The following is a 24,860-nucleotide window of genomic DNA, read 5'->3' as shown; positions in this document are numbered from 1 at the left end:
AACCTGACAACACCACCACCTCAACGCCAGCCCTCAGACTGAACCCTGTTCGCCCGCATGCAAGACCTCTACGATGCGAACAGTGAGGCCATGGCCGTTCGGTGGCAGGGACGCAGAGCTCAACCAGATCCGAACCCTCCTGAACACCAACAGCGTCGTCATCGCAGGCCGCGCAGGCGTAGGCAAGTCCCGCCTGGTAGCCGCAGCCCTGGACACACTCGCCAGAAAGACAGTGCGAATCCGGGCCACCCAGGCCGCCGGAAACATCCCCTTCGGAGCCTTCGCACACCTACTCCCCACCACCGCCCCACCCGGCATAGACAACCCACTCGGCTGGGCAACAGACGCCCTACTCAACAACATCCACAACCCCGACCCCGCCGAGAACCCACACCACGATCCCGCGCCCCAACACCCCACCATGCCTTCGGGGAGTGCGGGGAGTGCGGGGAGTGCGGGGAGTGCGGGGAGTGCGGGGAGTGCGGGGAGTGCGGGGAGTGCGGGGAGTGCGGGGAGTGCGGGGAGCCTCAGAGGGTCACGGACGAGGCAGCCCGCCCCCTCCGCGACGCCCTCCACCAGCGGGCTGATCCTGGCAGTCGACGACGCCCACCTACTCGACCCCGCCTCGGCCGCCCTCGTCCACCAGCTTCTCCACACCCAACAAGCGACTGTCATAGCCACCGTACGAACAGGCGAGCCCACCCCAGACGCGATCACCGCACTATGGCGCGAACACCTAGCCATCAAGATCGAGCTGGAGCCCCTCCAACAACCCGACGTGACAGCCATCCTCACGGCCACACTCGGCGGCCCGCTAACCACCACCACCGCCACCCGCTTCTGGCAAGTAACCCAAGGCAACGCCCTCTACCTACGGGAACTCGTGACCGAAGCCCTCGCCACCGGAGCCCTAACCCCCATCGACGGGCTCTGGCAACTCACCGGCCCCCTCCCGCTGGCACCCGACCTAGCAGAACAGGTCGAACGCCGGGTGGAAGGCTCACGAGAAATGCTCGAATACGTCGCGTACGGCGAGCCACTGGGCGTACAACTCCTGACCTCCCTGGTCAGCGCCAAGGCCGTGGAGGAGGCCGAAGCCGCCGGTCTCATCACCGTCGGACTGGACGGCAGACGCCTACAGGCCCGCCTGGCACACCCCCTGTACGGCGAGGTGATCCGAGCCCGCTCCCCGGAACTACGCCGCCGACGCAAACTCGCCGAACTAGCCACAGCCGTAGAAGCCGCCCCCTCGACGCGACGCACACCAACAACCCCACCCGACCTCCGCGCAGCATCCACCCGCCACGCCACGACCCCGCCCGACCTCCGCGTACCGCCCACTCGCCACGCCACGGCCCCGCCCGAGGTCGCCGAATCGCGCGCAGACCACCAGCGCGCAGACCACCAGAACGCAACGCCCGACCCGCAAGGCTCAGCCTCCGACGTGCATGTGCCAACACCACCCCTGCATGGACCAACAGCAGCCCGGCATGGGTCACCTCAGGGCCCGCATGGGTCACCTCAAGGCCCGCATGGGTCAGCGACCGAAACGCATGGGTTGCCCACCGAAACGCTTAGGTCAAGTACTGACCTGCGGTGGCGATCGGACACTCTGCATGGGTCAGTGACCACCCACAGGCAGACGCCAGCTGATCATCGAGAAGCGCCCAGCAACGGGCGGGACGCTGACGAGGTGCCAGTCGTCCGGCGGGAGGATGTCGTGCGTGTGGCGGTATGGCGGGTCGAGAGCGGCACCGCCACCGACCCACTTCAACTGCTGTCCGCCTGGCGCATCGTCTGGGCCGCAGGAGACCTCGACCTCGCCACCAAACTCGCCACCGCAGCCCTGGACGCAGGCGGCGGCGTCCAAGCCGCCATCGCCCTGGCCGCCACGCACAACCTCTCCAACCGCTTCGTCGAGGCGGAACGAGCCCTGGCGTCCGTCTGGGAGCTGCCCTGCGACGAACGCACCCACACCGAGCTGATCATCGCCCGAGCCGCCGCGATCGGCATGATCGACCACCTCGGCGCCGCCGAGCAACTGCTCGACGAAGCGCTCCCCACCCTGTCCAACGAGGAGAACCGCCAAGAGATCATGATCCTCCGAGCCTCGTCGCACTCCAGGAGAGGCGAGGTGGCGCAGGCGGAGGCGCTGGCCGAGCAGGTGTTCGCCAATCCGGCATCTCCCCCTCTGGAGGCACAGGCGCGGCTGTTCCTGGCCATGGCCGCAGCGCACTCGGGCAAGACCACCCGCGCCGTCGACCTGGCACGTACCGCCGTGGCTCGCAGCGCAGACTGGCGCGAAGCCGTACCGATCATCGTCCGTGGCCTGCACGGGATCATGGCCGACGCCTGTCGGCTCGCGGGCGACCTCGACGGCCTGGCCGCGACGGCCGCGTCACTCAAAGATCACCTGGAGGAGGTCGGCGAGTCGTGGGGCTCGCTGTTGATCCTCGGCGCGGAAGCCCGGCTGCGCGGCGATCTGGCGCGCGCCAAGCTGCTGTTCGAGGAGGCGTCACGGCAGCCGATGCACAACATGTTCACCTCGCTGGTCTGGACGGAGCTCGCACTCACCACGGCGATGTCCGGCGACGGTACGGCTGCGCAGGAGGCGATCGCGCTCTCCGAGGCGGCTCTGCCCGATGACGAGGGCGGATTCGCCAGCGCCCTCGACCTCGTACGCCCCTGGGCGGCAGCCGCCTCGGGCGAAATGTCGCGAGCACGTGACCTGGTGCTCGACATAGCCGAGCAGATGAAGTCGGCGGGTTTGATGGGTTTCGAGCTGACCGCTCTGCAAGATGCAGTACGGCTGGGCTGTGCGCCCCAGGTGGCCGAGCGACTGGCGGAGGTCGCTGAGCAACACGAGGGAGCGCTGGCGCCACTTTGCGCCGCACACGCCCGCCATTGGAACGACGGGCGTGAGCTCGTGGAAGTTGCGGCCGGATATGAGCGGTTGGGCATGCTCCTGTTCGCCGCCGAGGCGTATGCGCATGCGGCACGGGCGTTCGACGACAGCGGCAGGACCGCGTCGGCCAGGTCCGCGAGGGCGCGAGCGTGGGCACTTGCCGCACGGTGCCCCGGGGCTCGGGTACCGGCGTTGGAGGGGTTGCGCGCGCCGGGCCTCACGCGACGGGAGCACGAGATCGCCGCGCTGGCTGCCACGGGCGTGACCAGCAAGGAGATCGCCGACCGCCTGGTGCTGTCGGTCCGTACGGTGGACAACCATCTGCAGTCCGCGTTCGGGAAACTCGGCATCTCCAGCCGCGCTGACCTGCCTGGATTACTCCTATAGACGACGTTCATCCGCGCGGTGGGGAAGCGCGTCGCTGGTGGCGCGAAACGCGGTAAAGGAGCCTCGCTCGCGGTGCCGGACACCTCGCAGGCCATGTACGTGCCCATTGCGGTTGAGGCGTGCCTGATGGCGACGGTCAAGGGCACCTCCATCGCGGCCCCTTGAGATCGCGACCATTGAGTACGCCGTGCCTGGGTGAGTGACATCTGAATGCGGTGCATCCAGGCACGAAGGCGACTTGTGGCAGATGTCGGGGCGTGGGCGATGGGATGGGCGGGCCTGTAGCCGATGGATCCCGTGTGGTTGGAGCGGGTCCACTGGGTGGGGCTACACGGGGTGGGGGTCTTGGGGGCGGCGGGCGGCGATCATGGCGAGGGGGAGCGGGAACGGGGGCGTGACCTGGTGGACGTCTGTGTAACCGATCGTGCGGAGCTCCTCGGCGATCTCTGACGGCGTGTCGGGGGTGCCGCCGTCGCGGATCACGCGCCACCTGGCGATCGCGTTGGAGAGCTCGTCCCCGTCGTACGCGGGAGCTTGCACGGTCAGCCACCCGCCCGGCCGCAACGCGCGGAGGATGCGCGGCAAAGCGGCGCACATCACCTCGGGGGCGGTCAAGGTCGAAGGCATCCGGACGGAGTCGAAGGAGTCGAGCTCATCGAGCTGGGAAACATCGCCGTGGATGACGGTCGCGCGGTCGGCCACCCCGGCGGCCTGGAGGGTGGCGTTGGCGATCTTCACGTTGCGTTCGTCGAGGTCGTAGCCGATGGCGCGCATGCCGGGGAAATGGACGCAGTACGCGGCCAGGACCTCGCCGGTCCCCGTACGCGTGTCGAGAATGCCCGACTCCGGACCGGCGAAGCGTTCGGCCAGGTCGGGGAAGAGCGGCACCAGATTGGCGACCAGGAACTCCACTCCCTGAGAGGCGGCGGCCATCCGGACCTCGACGGGGGCGATCTCCTCGGTCTCCCAGCGGCTGACGCCGGAACCTGCGGCGGCCATCTGCCGCAGGTTGGCGGCGAGTTGGAGGCTCGCCCCGCCGCCGGGCCGGTCGAGCAGGGCGGCCAGCTCCGGCGAGGGATGCCAGCCGGACTCCTCGTGCACGGCCAGACCGGCGGCGCCGAGGACTCGGCCTTGGGGGTCGTCGAGGTGGCCGTCGGTGATGTAGGCGGACACGGCGGCCAGGGTCCAGGCGGACTTGAAGAGCTCGTGGATGTGCCGCGCCGCGTCGTCGGCGGGCGAGGTCTGTGTGGTCATGCAGCCACCATCGCCGGGCCGCTAAGGGGTCGCCTGAGTAAGCGATTACTCAGATCCCACACGCCCTCGCACCACCCATAAGGACACCCCGACTATCCGCCGAACCCCCGTCTGCTGGATCCATGCGACCAGCTAACCCTGGCGCGAGCGTGTGCTCGGGTGCGGGTGGCGTGAAGGTGCGGAGACGTGCTGCGGGCTGTGCGGAGGAGTGAGGGGCGGGGGCGAGACCGGTCGGTGGGGTGATGGTGGGGGCGGCGAGGGGTGCGGCCCCTCGGGCTCCGGGCGGTGGGGCGGTAAGGGTGTGCGAGCGCCAGGGTTCCGAGTGGTGCGCGGCAAGGGGGCGAGCTCGGGGGTTCCGGGCGGTGGGGTTGTGGCGTGATGCGGTTGAGGGGAGTGGAGCGGGTGGGTGGGGTGGTGGGGGTTTGTCTGAAGAGCTTGGTGGGGTAGGTCGCAATCGAATTACGACTTCTTGGACTCCGTGTCCAAGAGCTGGATATCTCACATAAGGTCGCGCTTACCTTCGGTTCATGCCGTCTTGGTTGGGGTCTGGGAGGGGCGTTCGTGCCTCGCTAGGCTGCTCGGTCAGCGGTGGATCGGGGGGCTGGCCGGTGTGGCATCGGCCGGTGCGTGTGGCACTTCCGGTCGTCGTACGAGTGCCCGAGGGGGCGGGTGGTCGGACGGCGCGAGGCTCTCGATGAAGGGAAGCGTCGTGACGGTGGTTCGCAGGCTGATGTCCGCGGCGGTGATCGTGCCGTGTGTGGGCGGGTCCATCGCGCTCGGAGGTTCGGCGCAAGCGGCCGCCGCTGTGCGGGCTTCCGGAGAGATCACATCACCCAGCAACGGACAAGTGATCACCAGCGGGTCCGTGCAGATCTCCGCACGCACCACCTGGACGCAGCTCAGCATGGGCCTCTACGTCGAAGGCCCCTCAACCCCCAAGACCAAGGTCGCCAGCGGCGGTGCGAACCAGACGCTTTCCGGCACGTTCGACGCGGGCAGCGCCCCCAACGGCTCCTTCACCGTCAGTCTCGCCGGAGAGATCACCAAGACGGTCTACGAGACGAGCACGTTCAAGCTCAAGCGCCCAGCCGCCGAGCCCGGCAACGTCAACGCCAACCTCCAAGGCACCGACAAGATCCAGGTGACCTGGGCCAAGGGCAACGAGCCCGACCTCCAGTCGTACGAGGTGTTCACCAGCCAGTCCGGCTCGCTCGGGCAGCTCAGCGTGGACAAGGCCTGCTCGGGCTCGACCTGCCAGGCCGTGCTCGCCGTACCGGCCAAGGCCGCGGGGCAGCGGGTCGGCTTCCTGGTCAGGGCGTTCAGGAGCGACGGCGAGGGCGGGACGCTCGGGTCGGGCGCGTCGAACGCCGCGTTCGTCAACATCCCCGCACCTCCCGCGCCGAAGCCCACCAAGACCGCGCAGCCGACCCAGCAGGCGGCGAACCCGGGCAAGCAGACCACGGGCAAGACCGAGGACCTGCCGCAGTTACCCGGCAAGGACAAGGACAAGGTCAAGCCCACGATCGCGCCCACGACGAGGACGGTCCCGAAGGACACGAACAAGCTGCCGACGATGCCCGCGACGGACAAGAAGGGCAACTTCACCCTTCCGCCCGCGGACGCCGACCAGCCTGCGGATACGGATAAGTCCGCCGATGACGGTGCGCTGACTCCGACGGCCGACAATACGGACAACCCGCCGAAGGATGACACGAAGACGGTCGACACGAGTGTCAAGGCGCAGTCGTCTGAGTCGTCGATCGGGAACATCGGGCAGTACGGGCTTTATGTCGCGGGCGGCCTGATCCTGCTGCTTCTGGCGGCACATGGAGGGGCTTGGGCTCGGCGCCGGGCGTTGGCGGGGGCCGCTGCGGGTGGCCCGGCGAGTTCGGGTGCCGCGGGTGGGCCGGTGGGTCCGGCGACTGCCGGGCCGTCCGCCCCTGGTGCGTATCCGATGGCCGACAGCATCCCGCCGACCGCTACGGCGCCGCGGCGTCCGGCCGTGGTGCTGGCCGTCGCCAAGCCGCGCCAGCAGCAGCCGCCGGTCGGGCAGCAGCCGGGCGATTTCCGCCAGCCTGCCGATTTCCGCCCCTATCCGGGCGACCCGCGCGGGGAGGAGCCCGCTCTCGAGCCGCGGGCGGGGGAGATCGGTGCTCAGCAGGTGCCTGAGCAGCGGCATCAGGTGCCGGTGTCGCTGCCCTTGTACCTGAGTGCGCAGGATCTCCAGGCCGCCGAGCCGAGGCAGGAGCCTGTACGGCTGGCGCTGCCCAGCTCGGCGGTGACCGTGGTGCCCGAGCAGATGAGCGCCGCCGTACCGCCTGCCGTGCGCCTTGAGGATCGCTGGGACGACTACCTGCCGCCGGCGCCGCGGTCGATGGAGGACAGCGGGTTCTGGGAGCGTCCGCAGCCGGGTGACTTCTGGGCGCCCGATGACGATGACGCCCATCCCGGACCTCGGCGCCCCAGGGGCGACGAGAGCTGACATCGCCGTAACGGCACGCTGGCCAGCGGTCAGAGGGCGGGTCTGGGGCGCCGGGCCCTCGCGACGCGCCTGCCCAGGTCCGGTGTGCGGTGTTGGTGGCGAAGTGTGGGTCAGGGCGAGGTCTGGGCCGGAAGGGCTCGGAACGCGGGGTTTCGGGATGCGTGGGCTCGGTTCTGGACTCCAACGCGGGCATCAGCGCGTGTGGTGTTTCCGGTACGGCGGTGCCGTACCGGAAACGGTGGGTTTGGTACGGCGGCCCGTACCAAAGGGGGTCAGGTCAGGAGGGTGGCGAGGAGGCGGAGGGCGCCGCGTTTGTCCAGGGGGTCGTTGCCGTTGCCGCACTTCGGGGACTGGATGCAGGAAGGGCAGCCGCGGTCGCATTCGCATGAGGCGATGGCCTCCCTCGTCGCGGTCAGCCAGTCGAAGGCTCTCGCGTATCCGCGTTCGGCGAAACCGGCCCCACCTTCGTGTCCGTCGTAGACGAACACGGTGAGTGCGCCGGTGTCCGGGTGGAGTTCGGTGGAGACGCCGCCGATGTCCCAGCGATCGCATGTGGCGAACAGCGGGAGCAACCCGATGCTCGCGTGCTCCGCCGCGTGCGCGGACCCGCCCAGGTCCAGGCCCGCCTCGGCCAGCGGGGTCAGGGCGGAGGCGGGGAGTGTCCACCAGACGGCTCTGGTGCGGAGGGTGCGTGGGGGGAGCTCCAGGGGCTCGTCGCCGAGCATTTCGCCTGACAGGCGGCGCTTGATGTAGGAGACGACCTGCCTGGTCACCTCGACCTCGCCGAAGTGGAGCTCGCCTGGGCCGAGTTGCTGCGAGCGGAGGGAGCCCAGGACGGAGATCTCCGTGACGTCCCGGGCGAACGTCGTGTAATCGGGCTCCGCCTTGGACACCAGGGCTACGCCCGCGTCGAGGTCGAGCACCTCGACCAGGAACGTCTCGCCCTGGTGCAGGTAGACGGCGCCGGTGTGGACGGCGGTGTGCGCGGACGGCTCGTCGACGGTGCCGAGCAGGCGGCCGGTGGAGGACTCGACCACCTGGATGGGCGCGCCGCCGGAGCCGCGAATATCGGCCAGGTCTGTGGCGCGCTCTCGACGTGTCCAGAACCAGCCTGACTGGCGTTTTCTGAGCAGGCCCTGGGTGACGAGGTCGTCGGCGACCGTGGTGGCGGTTTTGCCGAAGATGGGGAGGTCTTCCGCGGTCAGAGGGATTTCCGCGGCGGCTGCGCAGAGGTGGGGGCCCAGGACATAGGGGTTGTCCGGGTCGAGCACGATGGTCTCGATGGGCTGACCGAAAAGGGCGTCCGGGTGGTGGACGAGGTAGGTGTCCAGGGGGTCGTCTCTGGCGATGAGTACGGCCAGGGCGTCTTGGCCTGCTCGTCCGGCTCGTCCTGCTTGTTGCCATAGGGAGGCTCTGGTGCCTGGCCATCCGGCGATGAGGACTGCGTCCAGGCCTGAGACGTCTACGCCTAGTTCGAGGGCGTTGGTGGTGGCCAGGCCTAGGAGGCTGCCGTCGCGTAGGGCTTTTTCCAGGACTCGGCGGTCTTCTGAGAGGTATCCGGCGCGGTAGGCGGCGACCTTGTCGGGGAGGGTCGCCCAGTCCTGGTACGGCTGGCCCTCGGTCTCACCGTCGCGTGGCGAGGGGACGGCGCCTGGGGCTGGGTGGCTGGGGTTTGTGGGCGTTGCGCCGGGCTCGGCCGCGGGGGTGCTGGCCGTACCGGCGCTTGAGAGGCCGGGGGGAGAGGGGTTTGACGGGTGGACTGGTGGGCCCATCAGGGGGGCGTGGCCGGAGGTCAGGTCGGCTAGTTTGGCGCGGGCCGAAAGGGCTACGGTTTCTGCGCCTCGGCGGGAGCGGACGAAGGCCAGGGTCCGCACGTCGGCCAGTACCAAGTCGGCCAGCAAGTCCGCCGTCTCCGCCGTCGCGGTTCGGCGGACGGGGGCGCCGCGTTCGCCTCGGAGATCGGTCAAGGGGGGCTCCCACAGGGCGAAGGTGGTTGAACCCTTCGGCGACGCGTCCGTGGTCACCTCGTCCATCTCAAGGCCCGTCAGGCGCCGGCCAAAAGCCCCGGGCTCGCTTGCCGTCGCAGACGCGAGGACGAACACCGGCGAAGCGCCGTAACGCCCGCAGATGCGCCTCAACCGTCGCAAAATCTGGGCGACGTGTGAGCCGAACACGCCACGGTACCCGTGGCACTCGTCCACCACCACCAGGCGCAGGCGACGGAAGAACGAGGACCACTGCGCGTGCCTCGGCAGGAGGCTGCGGTGGAGCATGTCGGGGTTCGTGAGGACGTAGTTGGCGTGCTGCCGGATCCACGTACGCTCCTCGAAAGGGGTGTCCCCGTCGAAGCACGCCGAACGCAGTTGCGTGATCCGTAGATCGCGCAACCCCCGCGACTGGTCGGCCGCCAGCGCCTTGGTCGGGGTCAGGTAGAGGACCGTGCCGCCCTCCAGGCACGTGGCCACGGCGGGCGTGAGGTAGGCCAGCGACTTCCCGGAAGCCGTCCCCGTGGAAATGATCACGTTTCGGCCACGGTGGACCAGGTCAGCGGCCTCGTACTGATGTGTCCAAAGGCCGGTTATGCCCTGGTTCGCCAAGCGCGTAACGAGGAGTTCCGGCGCCCATTTGGGCCATCCCACTTGACCCGCCTGACGTGCTGGAACATGCTCCACATGGGTGACGCGCTCATGACGTGCGGGAACGCCGAGCAGGTGGTGGAGGAGTGGACCAGCTCGGTGTGGGGAGGAAGCGGAGGAACTCACTGGTTTCCAGTCTGGCATCCATGGGCAAAGTCGCCGGGAATCGTGATTTCGTATAGACACAAGCCAGACGCATGGTTGAATGCCGCGCGTCGGGGTCGGGTAGTCGAAAGCATCACGCTCAAGACTGCCAGGCCCGCTAGGGTACTTTCGCAGGCGAGGCGCTGGAGGATCTGTGGATCTGAAGTTGGATCACCACCAGGACGATCGGCTCACCATCGTTGAGGTCGAGGGTGAGATCGATGTCTACACCGCGCCCAGATTGCGTGAACTGCTGATCGACCTGGTCAACAAGGGCAACTTCCACTTGCTCGTGAACATGGAGAAGGTCGACTTCCTCGACTCCACAGGTCTGGGCGTCCTGGTCGGGGGTCTCAAGCGGGTTCGTGCGCATGACGGCTCCCTCGAGCTGGTGTGCACCCAGGAGCGCATCCTCAAGATCTTCCGGATCACCGGACTGACCAAGGTCTTCGGGATCTACGCTTCGGTGGACGAGGCCAAGGAAGCGCACGGCCGAGACAAGTAGTCATGGCTACCGTCGAGCTGACGTTCAGCGCCCTTCCCGCGCACGTGCGCACCGCACGACTGGTGGCGACGGCTATCGCCCGTCGCACCGGCGTGGAGGAGTCGTTGCTGGACGAGGTCAGGCTCGCCGTGGGTGAGGCGTGTTCCCGGGCAGTCGAGGCGCACCGCGTGCACTGCCCGGGGGAGCCCATCCGCATCGAGCTGAAAGACGACTCGGGCAGATTCGAGGTCACGGTCAGCGACCTCGCTCCGAGCGACGAGATCGAACAGGCGCAACCGATCGATCTGGGCACGTTGTCCGACTCGTTCATGTCGGGCTTCGGCATCGCGGTGATCGCCGGCCTGGCCGACGACGTCGAGGTGTTCCCCAGCCCGAAGGGCATGCGCATCCGCATGAGCTGGCCCGCCCACGCGAACGGCCACCCCTGAGAGTTTTCAGGGGTACGGCGGAGCCAACGGACGCCCAGTCGCCGTAGGTGACTGGGCTCTGTCCAGGGACACGGCCGACGAGCGTGCACCCTGCCCGCCGCAACGCCCGCCCGTTCCGCCCTGGTCATCCCAACGCCCCCCAAAGCCAATAGGCCAGTGGAAGCGCCCGGCAGAACGCCCGTAGGCGTGCGGACGGCCGTGGAAGCGTCGTGTGGTGGGCGTCGGAGTCGTGGCGCGAAGCCGTACAGATCTCTCGAGCAATAGACCCGCACGCGTTGCCGAATTACGGTTGGGACTTTTCTGGCGTCAGTCATGACCGTAACTCGCCCGAAAAGTCGCTAGTCAGCCACCGAATCGGCCCCCATACAGGCGATTACTGGACGCGCGCATAATTGGCCGACTCAAGAGCCTTCATATCCGTGGAGCGCGTGCGTAGACTCCCCGCACCGGCCAAGGTGATCCGGCGGAACGACGGACTCAACCGGAAGCGGCAGCCCATAACCCGGATGCCGCCGCCGAGTGTTAGCAGCGCCGTCCGGGCAGGACCTCACCGTCTTGCCGAGGAGAACGGATGTCCAAGCTCTATCTGGCCGCAGCGCCAGCTACGAAGCTGGAACTAAGCAGTTTCAACCTCACCATCGTCGTCGTGGTCGCCGCAGTGGCGCTCATCGCACTTGCCGTCGCTGGCGGCCTTGTGCGTGAAGTGCTCAAGGCAGACCAGGGCACAGAACGCATGCAGGACATCGCGCGTGCCGTACAGGAAGGCGCGGCCGCGTATCTCACGCGGCAGTTCAGAACGCTCGCCCTGTTCGTCGTGGCGATTCCTATCCTCCTTTACCTGCTGCCGGGCGAAACCGATGTGAAGATCGGTCGCTCCATCTTCTTCGTGATCGGTGCCGGATTCTCGGCGCTGACCGGATTCATGGGCATGTGGCTGGCCGTACGCGGAAATGTGCGCGTCGCGGCCGCCGCTCGTACGAGTGGCGAGAAAGTCGCCATGCGCATCGCGTTCCGTACGGGCGGCGTGGCAGGCATGTTCACCGTGGGCCTCGGCCTGCTGGGCGCGGCGGTCGTCGTGCTCATCTACAAGGGCAACGCGCCGGGCGTGCTCGAGGGCTTCGGCTTCGGCGCCGCTCTGCTGGCGATGTTCATGCGTGTCGGCGGCGGCATCTTCACCAAGGCCGCCGACGTCGGCGCCGACCTGGTCGGCAAGGTCGAGCAGGGCATTCCCGAGGACGACCCGCGCAACGCCGCGACGATCGCCGACAACGTCGGCGACAACGTGGGTGACTGCGCCGGCATGGCGGCCGACCTGTTCGAGTCGTACGCGGTCATGCTGGTCGCCAGCCTCATCCTGGGCAAGGTGGCCTTCGGCGAGCAGGGTCTGATCTTCCCGCTCATCGTGCCCATGATCGGTGTCATCACCGCGATCATCGGCATCTTCGTCACCAGGCTGCGCGACAGCGACCGCAACGGGATGGCCGCGATCAACCGCAGCTTCTTCATCTCGGCCGCGATCTCCGCCGTGCTCGTGGCCGTCGCCACGTTCTGGTACCTGCCGAGCACCTTCGGCGAGCTGAGCGGCGCGACCGTCCAGTCGACGGCCGACCCGCGGATCATCGCGATCGGCGCGGTGCTGATCGGCCTCGTGCTGGCCAGCGCCATCCAGCTGCTCACCGGCTACTTCACCGAGACGAACCGTCGCCCGGTGAAGGACATCGGCGAGAGCTCGCTCACCGGTCCCGCCACGGTCATCCTGGCCGGCATCAGCGTCGGCCTCGAGTCTGCGGTCTACTCGGCGCTGATCATCGGCGGTGCGGTCTACGGCGCGTTCCTGCTGGGCTTCGGCAACGTGACGATCGCGCTGTTCGCCGTGGCGCTGGCCGGCACCGGCCTGCTCACCACGGTCGGCGTCATCGTGTCCATGGACACCTTCGGCCCGGTCTCCGACAACGCGCAGGGCATCGCGGAGATGTCCGGCGACGTGGACGGCGAGGGCGCCCGCGTTCTCACCAGCCTCGACGCGGTCGGCAACACCACCAAGGCGATCACCAAGGGCATCGCGATCGCCACGGCGGTGCTCGCGGCGACCGCGTTGTTCGGCGCGTTCAGGACGGCCGTCGAGACCGAGCTGACCGGGGCGAGCGCCGCGGTCAAGGAGGCTCTGGGCAGCTTCCAGAACTTCAGCCTCGGCATCGACCAGCCGAACGTGCTCGTCGGTCTGATCATCGGCGCCGCCGTCGTGTTCCTGTTCTCCGGGCTGGCGATCAGCGCGGTCGGCAGGGCGGCGATGCGGGTGGTCTTCGAGGTGCGCGAGCAGTTCCGCAACAACCCGGGCATCATGGAAGGCACCGTGAAGCCCGAGTACGGCCGCGTCGTGGACATCTGCACCCGTGACTCGCTGCGCGAGCTGGCCACGCCTGGCTTGCTCGCCGTCCTGACGCCGATCGCGGTCGGTTTCGCCCTCGGTTACGCGCCGCTGGGCGCGTTCCTGGCCGGCGCGATCGCCTGCGGCACGCTGATGGCGGTGTTCCTGTCCAACTCCGGTGGCGCGTGGGACAACGCCAAGAAGCTGGTCGAGGACGGTCACCACGGTGGCAAGGGTTCCGCGGCCCACGAGGCGACGATCATCGGTGACACCGTCGGTGACCCGTTCAAGGACACCGCAGGCCCGGCCATCAACCCGCTGATCAAGGTGATGAACCTGGTCGCGCTGCTGGTCGCACCGGCCGTCGTCACCTACGCGGCGAGCCCGGGCATCCGCATCGGCATCACGGTCGTCGCGGTCGGCATCGTGGTCGCGGCGATCATCGTCTCCAAGCGCAGGCACGTGAGCATCGAGCCGAGCGACAACAACAGCAACACCAAGGAGCCCGAGCCCGTCGCCTCCTGAAAAGGCACTAAAGGGCCTCCCTCTGTGAAGAGTGAGGAATGACCGACGTACGGCCCGCGCCTCCCGAGGTGCGGGCCGTACGGCTGTTCACGGGCCGGGCACACGCGGTGGGAAACTGGACGCATGACAGACCAACAGCCCAACGGTGCCAAGACGCTGGGCCTGATCCTGCTGGCCATGGTGGTCATCCTGGGCGGGATCGTCGCGCTGGCCATCTGGGCGTCCCGATGAAGACGCTGATCGTGCTCAGGCACTCCAAGGCCGCGCAGGTGCCCGGCCTCGCCGACCGGGAGCGCCCCCTGACCGATCGCGGCGAGAACGACGCGAAGCGGGCAGGCGACGAGATCAGAGCCCAGGGCCTGACCCCCGACACGATCCTCTGCTCCCCGGCGAAACGCACCCGCCAGACCGCCGAGCTGGCCTTCCCCGGCGAAGAGATCACCTACGAGCGCGACATCTACGAGGCCTACACCGAGGAACTCCTGGCCCTCCTCCAGCGGCAGGACGGCGAGACGATCGTGTTGTGCGGCCACAACCCGGCCGTCGCCGAGCTGGTCCTCACCCTGACCAGGGGCAGCGACACCCACATGCGTCCCGGCGCTTTCGCGGTGATCGAGACCGACTCCTGGGTAGACCTCTGGCCAGGGGAGGGACGCCTGGTGAGCCGCTGGGATCCCAAGGAGCACTAACCGGGGACTAAACGCCGATGCGAGAGACACTGAGCCGTGGTTTCTCGCTGCCCGCGAAACCTCCCTGGACGTACGGGCTCATGTGCGGGGTCGCGATCTCGATCCCGCTCCTCGTCGTCCCCCACGCGCACACGGCCGGGCTCATCGCCCTCGGCGCCTACTTCACGGCCTTCGGCGACACGTACGGCAAGCCGTACGGAGCGAGGGCCAAGACGCTGGCGGCCAAGGTCGTCCTGAACGCGGCCGGGTTCTGGCTCGGCTCGCTCCTGGCCCCGCACCCGTGGCTCGCCGTCGCCGCCGTCGGTCTGGTGTCCGCGGCGGGCAGCCAGTGGCGCCTCGTCGGGATGCCGCCCATCCTCGCGACCGTCGTCGGCTTCTACGACGCGATGCCGGTCGCCCTCGCGCCACCCCTGCTCATCGCGGCCGGCGGGGTGTTCTTCACCGCCATGGCGCTGGCCCCGTGGCCGTGGCGCAGGCTCGACCCGCTCAACGAGGCGCTCGCCGAGACCTGCAGGGCGCTGGCCGACATGCTGGAGGACGTCCAGGACGAGGACGAGTGGGTACGCCGCAGGCAACGGGCGTCCAAGGCGCTCGACGCGGTGGCCACGGCCTCGGCCGCCTTCCACAGCGCGGAGGACAAGCACCGCGCCCCCGACACCTACCTGCAGGCGCTCACCAGGATCTTCCACGAGAGCGTCGCCCTGCACACCCTGCGCGAGGGTGTGGACGTCCCGACGCAGGCGCTGTCCACAGCGCTGCGCGAGGCTGCGGACGGCAGCGTCGTCGGCGTGCCCGCCGCGCTGGCCGCCACCGCCGACTTCGCCGAACACGTGGCGGGCCTGCGCGCCCGGCAGCGCACCGACCCGGAGTCCCTGCGCACGATCGCCCTCCTCGGCCAGGTACGGCGGTGCCTGGACCGGATCGCGGCGTCGGTGCGGACGGTCGGGCTGCTGGCCGCCGAGGGCGTGGAGGTGCCCGCGCGGCTGCCGAGCATCACCTGGCAGCCCCAGCGCCTGCTCAAGGCGCCGGAGCACGCCGTGCGGGTGGGAATGGCCGCGTCCGCGGCGATGGCGCTGATGGTGAGCGTGCACGAGCACTACGGCAAGTGGTTCGTCTTCACCGTGCTCATGGGCCTGCGCTCGACCTACGGCGACACGGTCGACCGGGTGGTGCTGCGGGTGGCCGGGACGGTGTTCGGCGCGTTCGTGGCAGCGGTGACGCTGGCGGCCGTGCCTGGCCACCTGACGATCGTGGTGCTGGTCCTGGTGTTCGGCACGCTGGGGTTCGCGCTGCGCGAGGTCAGCTACGGCTACTGGTCGATCTTCGCCACGCCGCTCGCGCTGATGCTCACCGACTTCTCCACGCGGCTCGACTGGCAGGCGGCGGGGATGAGGCTGCTCATGACGGCCGGCGGCGGGCTGGTCGCGCTCGTCGCGGCCCGGCTGCTGTGGCCGAGGGGGGCGGCGCTGGAGATCCCCGGCCGGGTGGTCGACCTGCTGGAGGAGCACGCCAAGCTGGTGCGTACGCTCGCCGAGCACGACCTGGACGCGGTGCCGGAACGCACGGACGCGGCGGGGCGGTCCGCTGACGCGCTCAACGCCGCGCTCGACCGCCTCGACAAGGAGCCCAACGGCAGCGCGCCCGAGGAGCTGCGCGAGGCGGTGACGCTGGCGCGCAAGCTGCGCGACGACGCCATGCTGCTGTCCGCGGTGATGCGCGGCGCCGACGTGGGCTGGGAGGTGACGTCGGCGCTGCTGGACGCAGCAGCCGACCGCCTCGACGCGGTCGGCAACGCGGCCCAGGACGGCAAGGAACCCGACGGCTTCGACAAGCTGGCCGACCGGGTCGACACGCTGATGGAGGAGGCGGCCAACGGCGAAGAGGTGCGTAAGGAGCTGCGCCACGCGATCGCGGCGCAGCCCGCGCTGAAGACCCTCTACGCGGACGCGCTGGAGCTGGCGTCCTCAGCGTCCGCTGCCTCGATCTCGTCGCGGGAGATGCCCAGCAGGTAGAGGATCGAGTCGAGGTAGGGGGTGTTGACCGTGGTGTCCGCCGCCTGCCTGAGCACGGGCTTGGCGTTGAAGGCGATGCCGAGCCCGGCGGCCGCGATCATGTCGAGGTCGTTGGCGCCGTCGCCGATGGCCACCGTCTGGCTGATCTCGACGCCCGCCTGCTCGGCGAACCGCTCCAGAGCCCGCGCCTTGCCCGGCCGGTCCACGATCTCGCCGACCACGCGGCCGGTCAGCTTGCCGTCGACGACCTCCAGCACGTTGGCCGCCGAGTAGTCGATGCCGAGCTCCTCGACCAGGCCGTCGGTGATCTGGGTGAACCCGCCGCTGACGATGGCGAAGCGGTAGTCCAGCCGCTTCAGCGTACGCACCAGCGTACGAGCGCCAGGGGTGAGCACGACCTCGCGGCGGACCTTGTCGAAGACCTCGGCCGACAGGCCCTCCAGCAGCGCCACCCGGCGCCGCAGCGACTCGGCGAAGTCGAGCTCGCCCTGCATGGCCTGCGTGGTGACCCGCTCGACCTCCTCCAGGCAGCCCGCGTGCGCGGCGAGCAGCTCGATGACCTCGCCCTGGATCAGCGTGGAGTCGACGTCCATGACGATGAGCCGCTTGGCCCGGCGCGACAGGCCGGTGCGCTGCACGGCCACGTCCACCTGCTGCCTGGCCGCCTCGGCCGCGAGCGCGACGCGCAGCCCGTCGGGGTCGGCGCCGGAGACCGACAGCTCGATGCAGGTGACCGGCCACTGCGCCAGGCGCTCGATACGGTCGATGTTCGCGCCCGCAGCGGCGATCTGGCCGGAGATCCCGGCGATGGCCGCCGGGGTCAGCGAGGCGCCCAGGACGCTCACGGAGAGCCTGCCTCGTCGGCGCTTCTCCTTGGCCTGGGAGCCGGTGGACAGCTCCACCTCCAGCCCCAGGTCCTCGGCCATCTGCTCGACGGCCGTCCACAGGGCGCCGATGGTGCTGCCCGTGCCCGTGGATGGTCCGCCCGAGTAGGCGACGAGCACTCCGAGGGTCAGCCGGCCGCGTATGACGACCTGTTCGATGTCGGCGACGGTCACGGGAAACCCGGACAGCAGGGTGAACAGCCGGGAGGTGACGCCGGGCCGGTCGGGGCCTGTCAGGGTGATCAGAAGCGTGCGCTGGTCCACGACCGTCACGCTACTGGCAAGGCCACCATGCTCGGCATGGAGGTTCACCATTCGGACGGCTGACCTTGGGCGAATGGCCATGATGGGCTGCCTTCATAGGACCATGCCTCGCTACACCGTCGGCCTGGCCAAGAGCGCCGCCGACCTCCAGGCCGCACAGCGACTCCGCTACCAGGTCTTCGCCGGGGAACTCGGCGCGACACTCGACTCCCCGGTGACGGGGCTGGACATCGACTCCTTCGACGCCTACTGCGACCACCTGCTCGTCCGTGACGGGAACGAGGTCGTCGGCACCTACCGGCTGCTCCCGCCAGGCCGGCGCGACCGGCTCTACTCGGAGACCGAGTTCGACCTGGCGCCGCTGTCCGGCATCAGGAAGCACCTCGTCGAGGTCGGCCGCTCGTGTGTGCACCCCGACCACCGCGCGGGCGCGGTGATCGGCCTGATGTGGGCGGGGATCGCGCAGTACATGGTCGAGGGCGGGCACTCCTGGCTCGTGGGCTGCTGCTCCGTGCCGGTCGCCGACGCGGCCGAGGTGATCGAGCGGGTGCCGCTCGGTCCTGAGGAGTACCAGGTCAAACCGCTCAAGCCGTGGTCGGAGGTCGGCCAGGAGCGCGGGAAGGCGTTCGTCATGCCGCCGCTGCTGCGCGGCTACCTGCGGCTCGGCGCGTGGGTCTGCGGGGCGCCGGCGCACGATCCGGCGTTCGGCACGGCCGACTTCCTGGTGCTGCTGTCGATGTCGCGGGTGGACGGGCGCTACCTCAAGTACTTCCTGGGCGAGCCGTCGTGAACGCCTGGCTGCCCGCCGCTCCCTGCACGCCCGCCGCCTGCGTGGACGCGCCGGTCCTCCGCGCCGCCGCATTGCGCAGGTGGCTGCGCTGGCTGGGCGCCGTCGCCGTCGTCCTGGCCGGCGTGGTGCTGGCGAGGGTGGCGCCCGGCACGCGCATGACCGTGTTCTGGTCGCGGCTGCTGCTGCGCTCGCTCGGGATCAGGCTGATCGTGCGGCAGGGCTTCGCCGTGTACGGCGGGGCCGCCACGGCCCGCGCCGTACCAGAGGCCACGGCCGGGCTGCTGGTCGCCAACCACCTCTCGTGGCTCGACCCGCTCGTCATGGCCGCCTCGCTGCCGTGCCGGATCGTCGCCAAGCGCGAGGTGGCCGGCTGGCCCCTCGTCGGCGGCCTGGCGGCTGGCTCGCGCGCGCTCCTGATCGACAGGGACTCGTTGTACGGCCTGCCTGACGCGGTCGCCGCGATCGCCGCCGCCCTGCGCGAGGGCGAGTCCGTGGCGGCCTTCCCCGAGGGCACCACGTGGTGCGGGAAGGGCGGTGGGCGCTTCCGTCCCGCGGTCTTCCAGGCGGCGCTCGACGCCCGGGTGCCCGTGCGTCCCGTCGCGTTGCGCTACCGCGAGAGCGGGCGGTCCTCGACGGCGCCCGCCTACGTGGGCGACGACTCGCTGGTGGCCTCGCTGCGCCGGGTGATCGAGGTCAGGGGGCTGATCGCGGAGGTGACCGTACTGCCGCCGGTGACCGCGCCCGACAGGAAGCGCCTGGCCTGGATCGCCGAGGCGGCCGTGGCGTCGGTGACCGGGCAGCCGACGGCGAAACACCCGCCCCTCAGGAGCGAGGAGCGGGTGCCGGTACAGCTGTGACTAGTGCACGATCCTCGTCTTGACCAGCTTGGCGAAGGCGTAGCCGGGGATGCCGAGACGGTCGAGCTCCTCCTTGGAGAGGTTCTCCATGCCGGTGTCGACGTTGTAGGACGCGACGCCGAGAATGGCCTTCTGGGTGCCCTTGGCGTTCTTCTTGAACCGGCCCTCGAAGACGATCGAGACGTACTCGCCCTTCTTCACGGTGGCCGGGAAGAGGCAGAACAGCTCACGGTCGACGAGCGAGCACTCGGTGCCCGCCACGCTCGCGCGGTAGCTGGTCTTCTTCAGGTCCAGGCCCTTGGGGAAGGTGCCGCCGACGAACCAGGTGCCCGCCGTGGCCTCGTACGGCCCGGCGTTGGTGGCGACGACGCTGTAACGCACCTTGCCGCCGGCCTTGGCCGTCTTCGGCGCCTTGACCTGCACGTCGAAGGAGGAGTACGGGTCGGACTGAGCCGTCACGGCCTTGGTGGCGACCGCCGGAGCGGCGGAGGCCGGGGCGGCCGCGAAGAGGAGGGATCCCGCCAGAGGAGCGACGAGTGCGATGGACGCAGCCTTGTTGATGCGCATTCAGGGGCTCCTAGTTGAGGATCTTGGTCTTGACGGACTTGGCGTAGAACCAGGTGTTGAACCCGCCGACGCGGTCGAGCTCTTCCTTGTTCAGGTCTTCCATGCCGGTGGGGACGTCATAAACGATGGCGCCGAGCCTGGTCTTGGCCGTCCCCTTCGTGCCCTTCTTGAGGGTCACGGTGATGGTGAGCCAGTCGCTGTCGCCCTTTTCCAGGATCCAGGGACCCCAGCACCAGAAGCCTGATGAGTCCCAGTCGCACTGGGTGCCGTCAGGGCCGTTCCAGCGGAGCTTGCTGACGATGCCCTTGGGGAGCGGGCCGCCCATGTAGTAGTTGTCGGCCTGGTAGGGGCCGGTGTTGACGGCAGAGATCCGATAGGTGATCTTGCCCCCGCGCTTCACCGTCTTCGGAGCTTTGACCTGGACGTCGAAGACCGAGTAGGGATCGTCGGCCTTGGTGGTCTTCGCGGCAGCCGCCGGAGCGGCGGAGGCCGGGGCGGCCGCGAATAGGAGGGATCCCACAAGGGGAGCGACGAGGGCTAAGGATGCGCCCTTCGTCTTGGTGATACGCATTCAGCGTCTCCGGGGAGGAAGTGGAAACGAGGACGCCGCAAGTAGAGCCCCCGTAAAATACTTGCGGTTTCTACCATGTGCGGGAATTCGGTGTAAAGCTCTATTTGTCCAGGATCAGATGCGTGTCGCCAAACTCGTGCCACAGGTAGCCCCCGTCGAGGGCCTCGGCGTAGGAACGTGACAGGGATTCCTCCCCCGCGATCGCGGTCAACATCATCAGGTGGCTGGAGCGCGGCTCGTGCAGCCCGGTGAGCAGTCCGGTGACCGCGCGCACGCCCTTTTCCGGGGTCACGATGTGCCTGGTCCACCCGCTCGCGGCGGTGACGACGCCGTCGGGACCTGCCGCCGTCTCCAGCGCGCGCACGACCGTCGTCCCGACCGCGATCACCCTGCCGCCCGCCTGCCTGGTCAGGTTCACCAGCCGCGCCGTCGACGCGGAGACCGCGAACCGCTCGGCGTAGGGCGGCTCGTCCTTCTCCGGCGAGGCGACGCCGGTGTGCAGCGTGATCGGCGCGAGCGAGACGCCGCGCGAGACCAGCGCCGTCACCAGCTCGGTGGTGAACGGCCGGCCGGCGCTGGGCATCTCGGCGCTGCCCGGCACGGTGGAGAACACGGTCTGGTAGTCGTCGATGGGCCAGTCGCGGTCCACGTAGGAGTAGCGGATCGGCACGCCGTACTCGCGCAGGTAGGGCTCCACGTCCCGGTCGAGCCTGGCCCGCCACAGGCGCGGCGTCTCCCGCTCCACCAGACGCAACATCGCGTGCCCCGGCAGCGGCAGCCACTCGTGCGGCTCCCCGCCGCCGTAGGGTTCCGTGGAGTTGCTCGTACGGCGGCGCAGCTCGACCAGCCACGTCCCGTCCTCGCGGGCGGTGGAGAAGTGCACCGCGATCCGGTCGAGCCGTACCGCGGCCGGCAGGGTCGCCGAGTTGTTGACCACCACCAGGTCGCCGGGGTTCAGCAGGCCGGGCAGGTCGGTGAACCTGCGGTGCGTCACGTCGAGGCCCTGGGAGACGAGCATGCGCACGCTGTCGCGGGCCAGGCCGCGCGCCTCAGGCGGCTCGTTCGCGCTCAGCGCGTCGGGGAGGGCGAAGTCGACGGTCATTGGAGGCTGACCCGTCCGCTGGCGGGGCGGCTCTTGACCAGGCCGTGCAGCGTCTCGGCGACCGTCGCCGGGTCCGCTGCCCCGGACGCCTCCTCGGCGCCGACGGCGGCGGCGAGCATGACGGTGTTCATCTCGCCCGGATCGGCCCACCAGACCGCGACGTCCGGCTCCTCGGCCGCCAGGACGTTGGACAGCTGCTCCAGGGCGGCCTTGGTCGCGCCGTATCCGCCCCAGCCCTCGTAGGCGCCGGTCGCGGCGTCCGAGGTGATGTTCACGATCGCGCCGTGCCGCTTGCGCAGGGCGGGCAGCGTGGCCTGGATCAGCGCCAGGGGCGCGGTCACGTTGGTCTCCAGGATCACCCTGAAGGCCTCCAGCGGGTAGCCGGCGATCGGCGGGAGCGGGGTGACGCCGAGGTCGCTGGCGTTGTTCACGAGGAGGTCGAGCTCGGGGGCGGCCTGCGCTAGCCGTACGACGTGGTCGGGGTCGGTCACGTCGCCGGGCACGGCCGTCGCGCCGAGCTCGGCGGCGACGGCCTCCAGGTCGCGCTCGCCGCGCGCGGTGAGGACGAGGTTCCATCCCGCACCAGCCAGAGACCTCGCCAGAGCGAGGCCGAGACCGCGGGAAGCGCCGGTGATGAGTGCGGTGTTCGTCATAACCATGACGCTAGGAACCGCGGAGGTTTCCTACATCGGGCGAAAGGTCCGGCCGGACAGGGACCATAGGCTGAGGACCGTGACTAAGCGCAGGAGCTCGCGACGAGAGAGCGAGGAACGAGCCAACGAGGAGCGAAGCGGGCGCGACCATGAGCACGATTTCGAGGACCGGGACGCGATCCTGCAGGCGGTGAGTTCCGCCGTGCTGGCCGTGACCAGGCACCTGTCCGTGCGCGAGGTGCTGCAGGTGATCGTCAGGTCGGCGCAGCGGCTGCTCGACGCCCGCTACGCCGCGCTCGGCGTGCCGGACGAGGACGGCTCGTTCGCCGAGTTCGTCGCTGAAGGGCTCACCGACAAGCAGTGGGAGGCGATCGGCCCGCTGCCGCGCCAGCACGGCATGCTCGGCGCGATGCTCCTCGAAGGCACCCCCGCCCGCCTGCCCGACCTGCGCAAGGACCCGCGCTTCGAGTGGTGGCCCAAGGCGCACCCGGTGATGAAGGACTTCCTCGGTGTGCCGATCAAGGACGCCGACCAGGTCATCGGCATCATCTTCCTCGCCAACAAGCGCACGCCCGGCGGCTTCACCCAGGAGGACGAGGACCTCCTCACCCTCTTCGCCGCCCACGCCGCCATCGCGCTGACCAACGCCAGGCTCTACGAGAGCGGGCGCGAGCTGGCCATGCTCGAAGAGCGCAACAGGATGGCCAGGGACCTGCACGACGCCGTCACCCAGAAGCTGTTCTCGCTCCGCCTGACCGCCCAGGCAGCCCAGGCGCTCCTGACCGTCGACCCGGCCAAGGCGGCCGTCGAACTCGACCGGGTGCAGCAGCTGGCCGGGGAGGCGATGGCCGAGCTGCGCGCGGTGATCGTCGAGCTGCGACCCGCCGAGCTGGACCGGCACGGGCTTTCCGAGACGCTGCGCAAGCACGTACGGCTGCTCGACCGGCTGCACCCGCTCGACGTCGCCTTCGACGGCGGGCCGGTGCCCGAGCTCGACTCCGCTGTGGAGGTGGCGGTGTTGCGGGTGGCGCAGGAGGCGCTGCACAACGCGCTGCGGCACTCCGCCGCTACGCGGGTTCTCGTACGGCTGGGCGTCAGCGGGGGGCGGTTGCGGCTGGAGGTGCGTGACGACGGGACCGGGTTCGACGAGGTGGACACGCGGGGGCTCGGGCTGGTGTCGATGCGCGACCGGGCGGAGTCCGTGGGTGGGGCCTTGACGGTCACGTCTTCTGCTGCGGGTACGACGGTTCTCTTGGAGGTGGGCACGTGATCAACGTGCTGATTGCTGACGATCATCCGGTGGTGCGGCAGGGGTTGCGCACCTTCCTCGACCTGCAGGACGACATCACGGTCGTGGGGGAGGCGGGGGACGGGTCCCAGGCGGTGGCTCTGGTGGAGTCGCTCAAGCCGGACGTGTTGCTGCTGGACCTGCAGATGCCCGTGCTGGACGGGCTTGGGGCTTTGGGGCTGCTCGGTGGGTCGTCGACGCGGGTGCTGGTGCTGACCTCGGTGGGGGATCCGGCGTCGGTGGGGCCTGCGATGCGGGCTGGGGCTTCCGGGTTCCTGTACAAGGACGTGGATCCCATGGCGCTGGTGCAGGCCGTACGGGCTGTGTACGGGGGGCAGGTGGTCCTGGCGCCCGAGGCTGCTGAGGCGATGCTGTCACCGGCTCAGGAGGTGGTGGCGCTCACCGAGCGGGAGCGGGAGGTGTTGTGTCTCATCGCCGGTGGCCGTTCCAACCGCGAGATCGCGAAGGACCTCAGCGTGGCGGAGAAGACGGTGAAGACGCACGTGTCGAACGTGCTGATGAAGCTCGGCGTCCAGGACCGCACCCAAGCCGCCCTCTACGCAGTACGCCACGGCCTGGCTGTTGACCCCGGCCGAGGAGGGCGTGGTGGTGGTTTCCGCGGCTGAGGCAACGGCATTGTGGGTGGCGGCTGAGGCCCTCGGGTGAGACCCCGAAAGGGGCGTGAGCCTCCGGGGCCCTGAGAGTGGCACCCCCAAGGGGTGGATAACCCCCAGGTGGGAGAGCCCCGTGCGGTGGGAAACCCCCGAGGTGGGAGGCCTCGGGGGTTGGGTGGGTCAGGTGTCCTTCTTCTTGTTGTCTTCCTCATGTGTGGACGTCGGCGGGTTCCACGTCTGGGTGGGCGGCGGCGTCCACCCGGTCACGCGCTTCTTCGGCGGCCAGACGATCTTCGTCTTGGCGGTCTTCAACCACTCCCACCCGTCGATCCCGATCCGCTGGAGCTCTTCCTTGTCGATGTTTTCCGCGCCCTGAGGCACGTCATAGGCGATGATCCCCAGCTTGGCGACCGCCGTCCCCTTGGTGCCCGGCTTCAGCGTCACCTGGAAGTTGAGCCACTCCGACTCCCCCTTCTCCAGGACGTTGGGAGTCCAGCACCAGAACCAGCGCCCCTCCCACGTGCACTCGGTGCCCTTGTCGGCCCCCCAGCGCAGTCGCGGCTTGACCCCCTTCGGCACCTGCCCGCCGATCCAGAAGTAGTCAGCCGAGTAAGGCCCGAGGTTCTTCGCCCGGATCTTGTAGAGGATCTTCCCGCTGCGCTTGGTGCGCTTGTCGTAGCTGATGGTGATCTTGAAGTTGGCATACGGCTTACCGGCCGCTTTGGTGACGACCGAAGTGGCGGCGACCGGCGTGGCAGCAGTGGCGACGGCGGCTGGCGCCAGCGCGGCGGTGAGGGTCACGCCTAACAGCGTGGCCAGAGGTCTGCGCATGTGATGGCTCCCCGTACGGAACTGGAAATCCCCGATTCTCTAGACGATTATTGCGTAGGGCAAATATTTCGCAAAGAGTGATGATCTTTCGTAATGCGTTGTTG

Annotated in this window: 19 protein-coding genes and 1 pseudogene; 12 read left to right on the top strand and 8 right to left on the bottom strand. The window is 69.2% G+C overall.

Annotated features, from left to right (window positions below):
- Window positions 1-73: 73 nt before the first annotated feature.
- Both ACIBG8_RS28065 and ACIBG8_RS28060 read left to right on the top strand, forming a co-directional pair.
- Window positions 74-655, top strand: a pseudogene (locus ACIBG8_RS28065) (ATP-binding protein); the annotation flags it as partial.
- A gap of 1,065 nt (window positions 656-1,720) precedes the next feature.
- A complete protein-coding gene (locus tag ACIBG8_RS28060) occupies window positions 1,721-3,292 on the top strand; it encodes a LuxR C-terminal-related transcriptional regulator (protein ID WP_397346201.1) in 1,572 nt (523 codons plus the stop codon).
- Window positions 3,293-3,619: 327 nt separating this feature from the next.
- Here ACIBG8_RS28060 and ACIBG8_RS28055 read toward each other — a convergent pair whose 3' ends face one another.
- On the bottom strand, window positions 3,620-4,546 hold the full coding sequence (locus ACIBG8_RS28055; RefSeq protein WP_397345924.1) for an SAM-dependent methyltransferase: 927 nt from the start codon (window positions 4,544-4,546) through the stop codon (window positions 3,620-3,622).
- A 709-nt stretch (window positions 4,547-5,255) separates the two neighbouring features.
- Here ACIBG8_RS28055 and ACIBG8_RS28050 point away from each other — a divergent pair.
- Window positions 5,256-7,028, top strand: coding sequence for a hypothetical protein (locus ACIBG8_RS28050; RefSeq protein ID WP_397345923.1), 1,773 nt, complete (start codon window positions 5,256-5,258; stop codon window positions 7,026-7,028).
- A 272-nt stretch (window positions 7,029-7,300) separates the two neighbouring features.
- Here ACIBG8_RS28050 and ACIBG8_RS28045 read toward each other — a convergent pair whose 3' ends face one another.
- The gene (locus ACIBG8_RS28045) at window positions 7,301-9,550 is read right to left on the bottom strand and encodes a DEAD/DEAH box helicase (protein ID WP_397345922.1); all 2,250 of its coding nucleotides are present in this window, start codon (window positions 9,548-9,550) and stop codon (window positions 7,301-7,303) included.
- Window positions 9,551-9,962: 412 nt separating this feature from the next.
- Between ACIBG8_RS28045 and ACIBG8_RS28040 the strand changes: the two genes are divergently transcribed.
- From ACIBG8_RS28040 to ACIBG8_RS28020, 5 genes are all read left to right on the top strand, one after another.
- Entirely contained in the window at window positions 9,963-10,313 is a 351-nt protein-coding gene (locus tag ACIBG8_RS28040) for an STAS domain-containing protein (protein WP_084955907.1), read from the top strand.
- Between the two features lie 2 nt (window positions 10,314-10,315).
- Window positions 10,316-10,741, top strand: a complete 426-nt coding sequence (locus ACIBG8_RS28035) for an ATP-binding protein (RefSeq protein ID WP_397345921.1) — start codon at window positions 10,316-10,318, stop codon at window positions 10,739-10,741.
- Between the two features lie 571 nt (window positions 10,742-11,312).
- The gene (locus ACIBG8_RS28030; protein ID WP_397345920.1) at window positions 11,313-13,634 is read left to right on the top strand and encodes a sodium-translocating pyrophosphatase; all 2,322 of its coding nucleotides are present in this window, start codon (window positions 11,313-11,315) and stop codon (window positions 13,632-13,634) included.
- Window positions 13,635-13,861: 227 nt separating this feature from the next.
- A complete protein-coding gene (locus tag ACIBG8_RS28025; protein WP_397345919.1) occupies window positions 13,862-14,323 on the top strand; it encodes a SixA phosphatase family protein in 462 nt (153 codons plus the stop codon).
- A gap of 17 nt (window positions 14,324-14,340) precedes the next feature.
- On the top strand, window positions 14,341-16,335 hold the full coding sequence (locus tag ACIBG8_RS28020) for an FUSC family protein (protein WP_397345918.1): 1,995 nt from the start codon (window positions 14,341-14,343) through the stop codon (window positions 16,333-16,335).
- Here ACIBG8_RS28020 and serB read toward each other — a convergent pair.
- Window positions 16,260-17,483, bottom strand: coding sequence for a phosphoserine phosphatase SerB (serB, locus tag ACIBG8_RS28015; RefSeq protein ID WP_397345917.1), 1,224 nt, complete (start codon window positions 17,481-17,483; stop codon window positions 16,260-16,262). The genes ACIBG8_RS28020 and serB overlap by 76 nt on opposite strands.
- Window positions 17,484-17,586: 103 nt before the next feature.
- Between serB and ACIBG8_RS28010 the strand changes: the two genes are divergently transcribed.
- Window positions 17,587-18,273 (top strand): GNAT family N-acetyltransferase, encoded by a 687-nt coding sequence (locus ACIBG8_RS28010; protein WP_397345916.1) that lies wholly within the window; start codon window positions 17,587-17,589, stop codon window positions 18,271-18,273.
- Window positions 18,270-19,130, top strand: coding sequence for a lysophospholipid acyltransferase family protein (locus tag ACIBG8_RS28005; RefSeq protein ID WP_397345915.1), 861 nt, complete (start codon window positions 18,270-18,272; stop codon window positions 19,128-19,130). The genes ACIBG8_RS28010 and ACIBG8_RS28005 overlap by 4 nt, the downstream gene beginning before the upstream one ends.
- On the opposite strand, the gene ACIBG8_RS28000 is transcribed toward ACIBG8_RS28005, so the two are convergent.
- The 4 genes from ACIBG8_RS28000 to ACIBG8_RS27985 form a co-directional block, all read right to left on the bottom strand.
- On the bottom strand, window positions 19,131-19,697 hold the full coding sequence (locus ACIBG8_RS28000; RefSeq protein WP_397345914.1) for a hypothetical protein: 567 nt from the start codon (window positions 19,695-19,697) through the stop codon (window positions 19,131-19,133).
- 10 nt (window positions 19,698-19,707) lie between these two features.
- On the bottom strand, window positions 19,708-20,217 hold the full coding sequence (locus tag ACIBG8_RS27995) for a hypothetical protein (protein ID WP_397345913.1): 510 nt from the start codon (window positions 20,215-20,217) through the stop codon (window positions 19,708-19,710).
- Between the two features lie 151 nt (window positions 20,218-20,368).
- Window positions 20,369-21,370, bottom strand: a complete 1,002-nt coding sequence (locus ACIBG8_RS27990) for an S-adenosylmethionine:tRNA ribosyltransferase-isomerase (protein WP_397345912.1) — start codon at window positions 21,368-21,370, stop codon at window positions 20,369-20,371.
- On the bottom strand, window positions 21,367-22,023 hold the full coding sequence (locus tag ACIBG8_RS27985) for an SDR family NAD(P)-dependent oxidoreductase (RefSeq protein WP_397345911.1): 657 nt from the start codon (window positions 22,021-22,023) through the stop codon (window positions 21,367-21,369). Before ACIBG8_RS27985 ends, ACIBG8_RS27990 begins: the two co-directional genes overlap by 4 nt.
- 79 nt (window positions 22,024-22,102) lie before the next feature.
- On the opposite strand from ACIBG8_RS27985, the gene ACIBG8_RS27980 reads away from it, so the two are divergent.
- Together ACIBG8_RS27980 and ACIBG8_RS27975 are read left to right on the top strand one after the other, a co-directional pair.
- On the top strand, window positions 22,103-23,293 hold the full coding sequence (locus tag ACIBG8_RS27980; RefSeq protein WP_397345910.1) for a GAF domain-containing protein: 1,191 nt from the start codon (window positions 22,103-22,105) through the stop codon (window positions 23,291-23,293).
- Window positions 23,290-23,937 carry a response regulator gene (locus ACIBG8_RS27975; protein ID WP_397345909.1) on the top strand — a complete coding sequence of 216 codons (648 nt, stop codon included), beginning with the start codon at window positions 23,290-23,292 and terminating at the stop codon, window positions 23,935-23,937. The genes ACIBG8_RS27980 and ACIBG8_RS27975 overlap by 4 nt, the downstream gene beginning before the upstream one ends.
- Before the next feature lie 168 nt (window positions 23,938-24,105).
- On the opposite strand, the gene ACIBG8_RS27970 is transcribed toward ACIBG8_RS27975, so the two are convergent.
- Entirely contained in the window at window positions 24,106-24,756 is a 651-nt protein-coding gene (locus tag ACIBG8_RS27970; protein ID WP_397345908.1) for a hypothetical protein, read from the bottom strand.
- Between the last annotated feature and the right edge of the window lie 104 nt (window positions 24,757-24,860).

This window comes from Nonomuraea sp. NPDC050556, from assembly GCF_044457355.1.
GTDB lineage: Bacteria > Actinomycetota > Actinomycetes > Streptosporangiales > Streptosporangiaceae > Nonomuraea.
The sequence above is the reverse complement of the archived record's forward strand: the minus strand, read 5'-3'. Positions and strand labels throughout refer to the sequence as shown.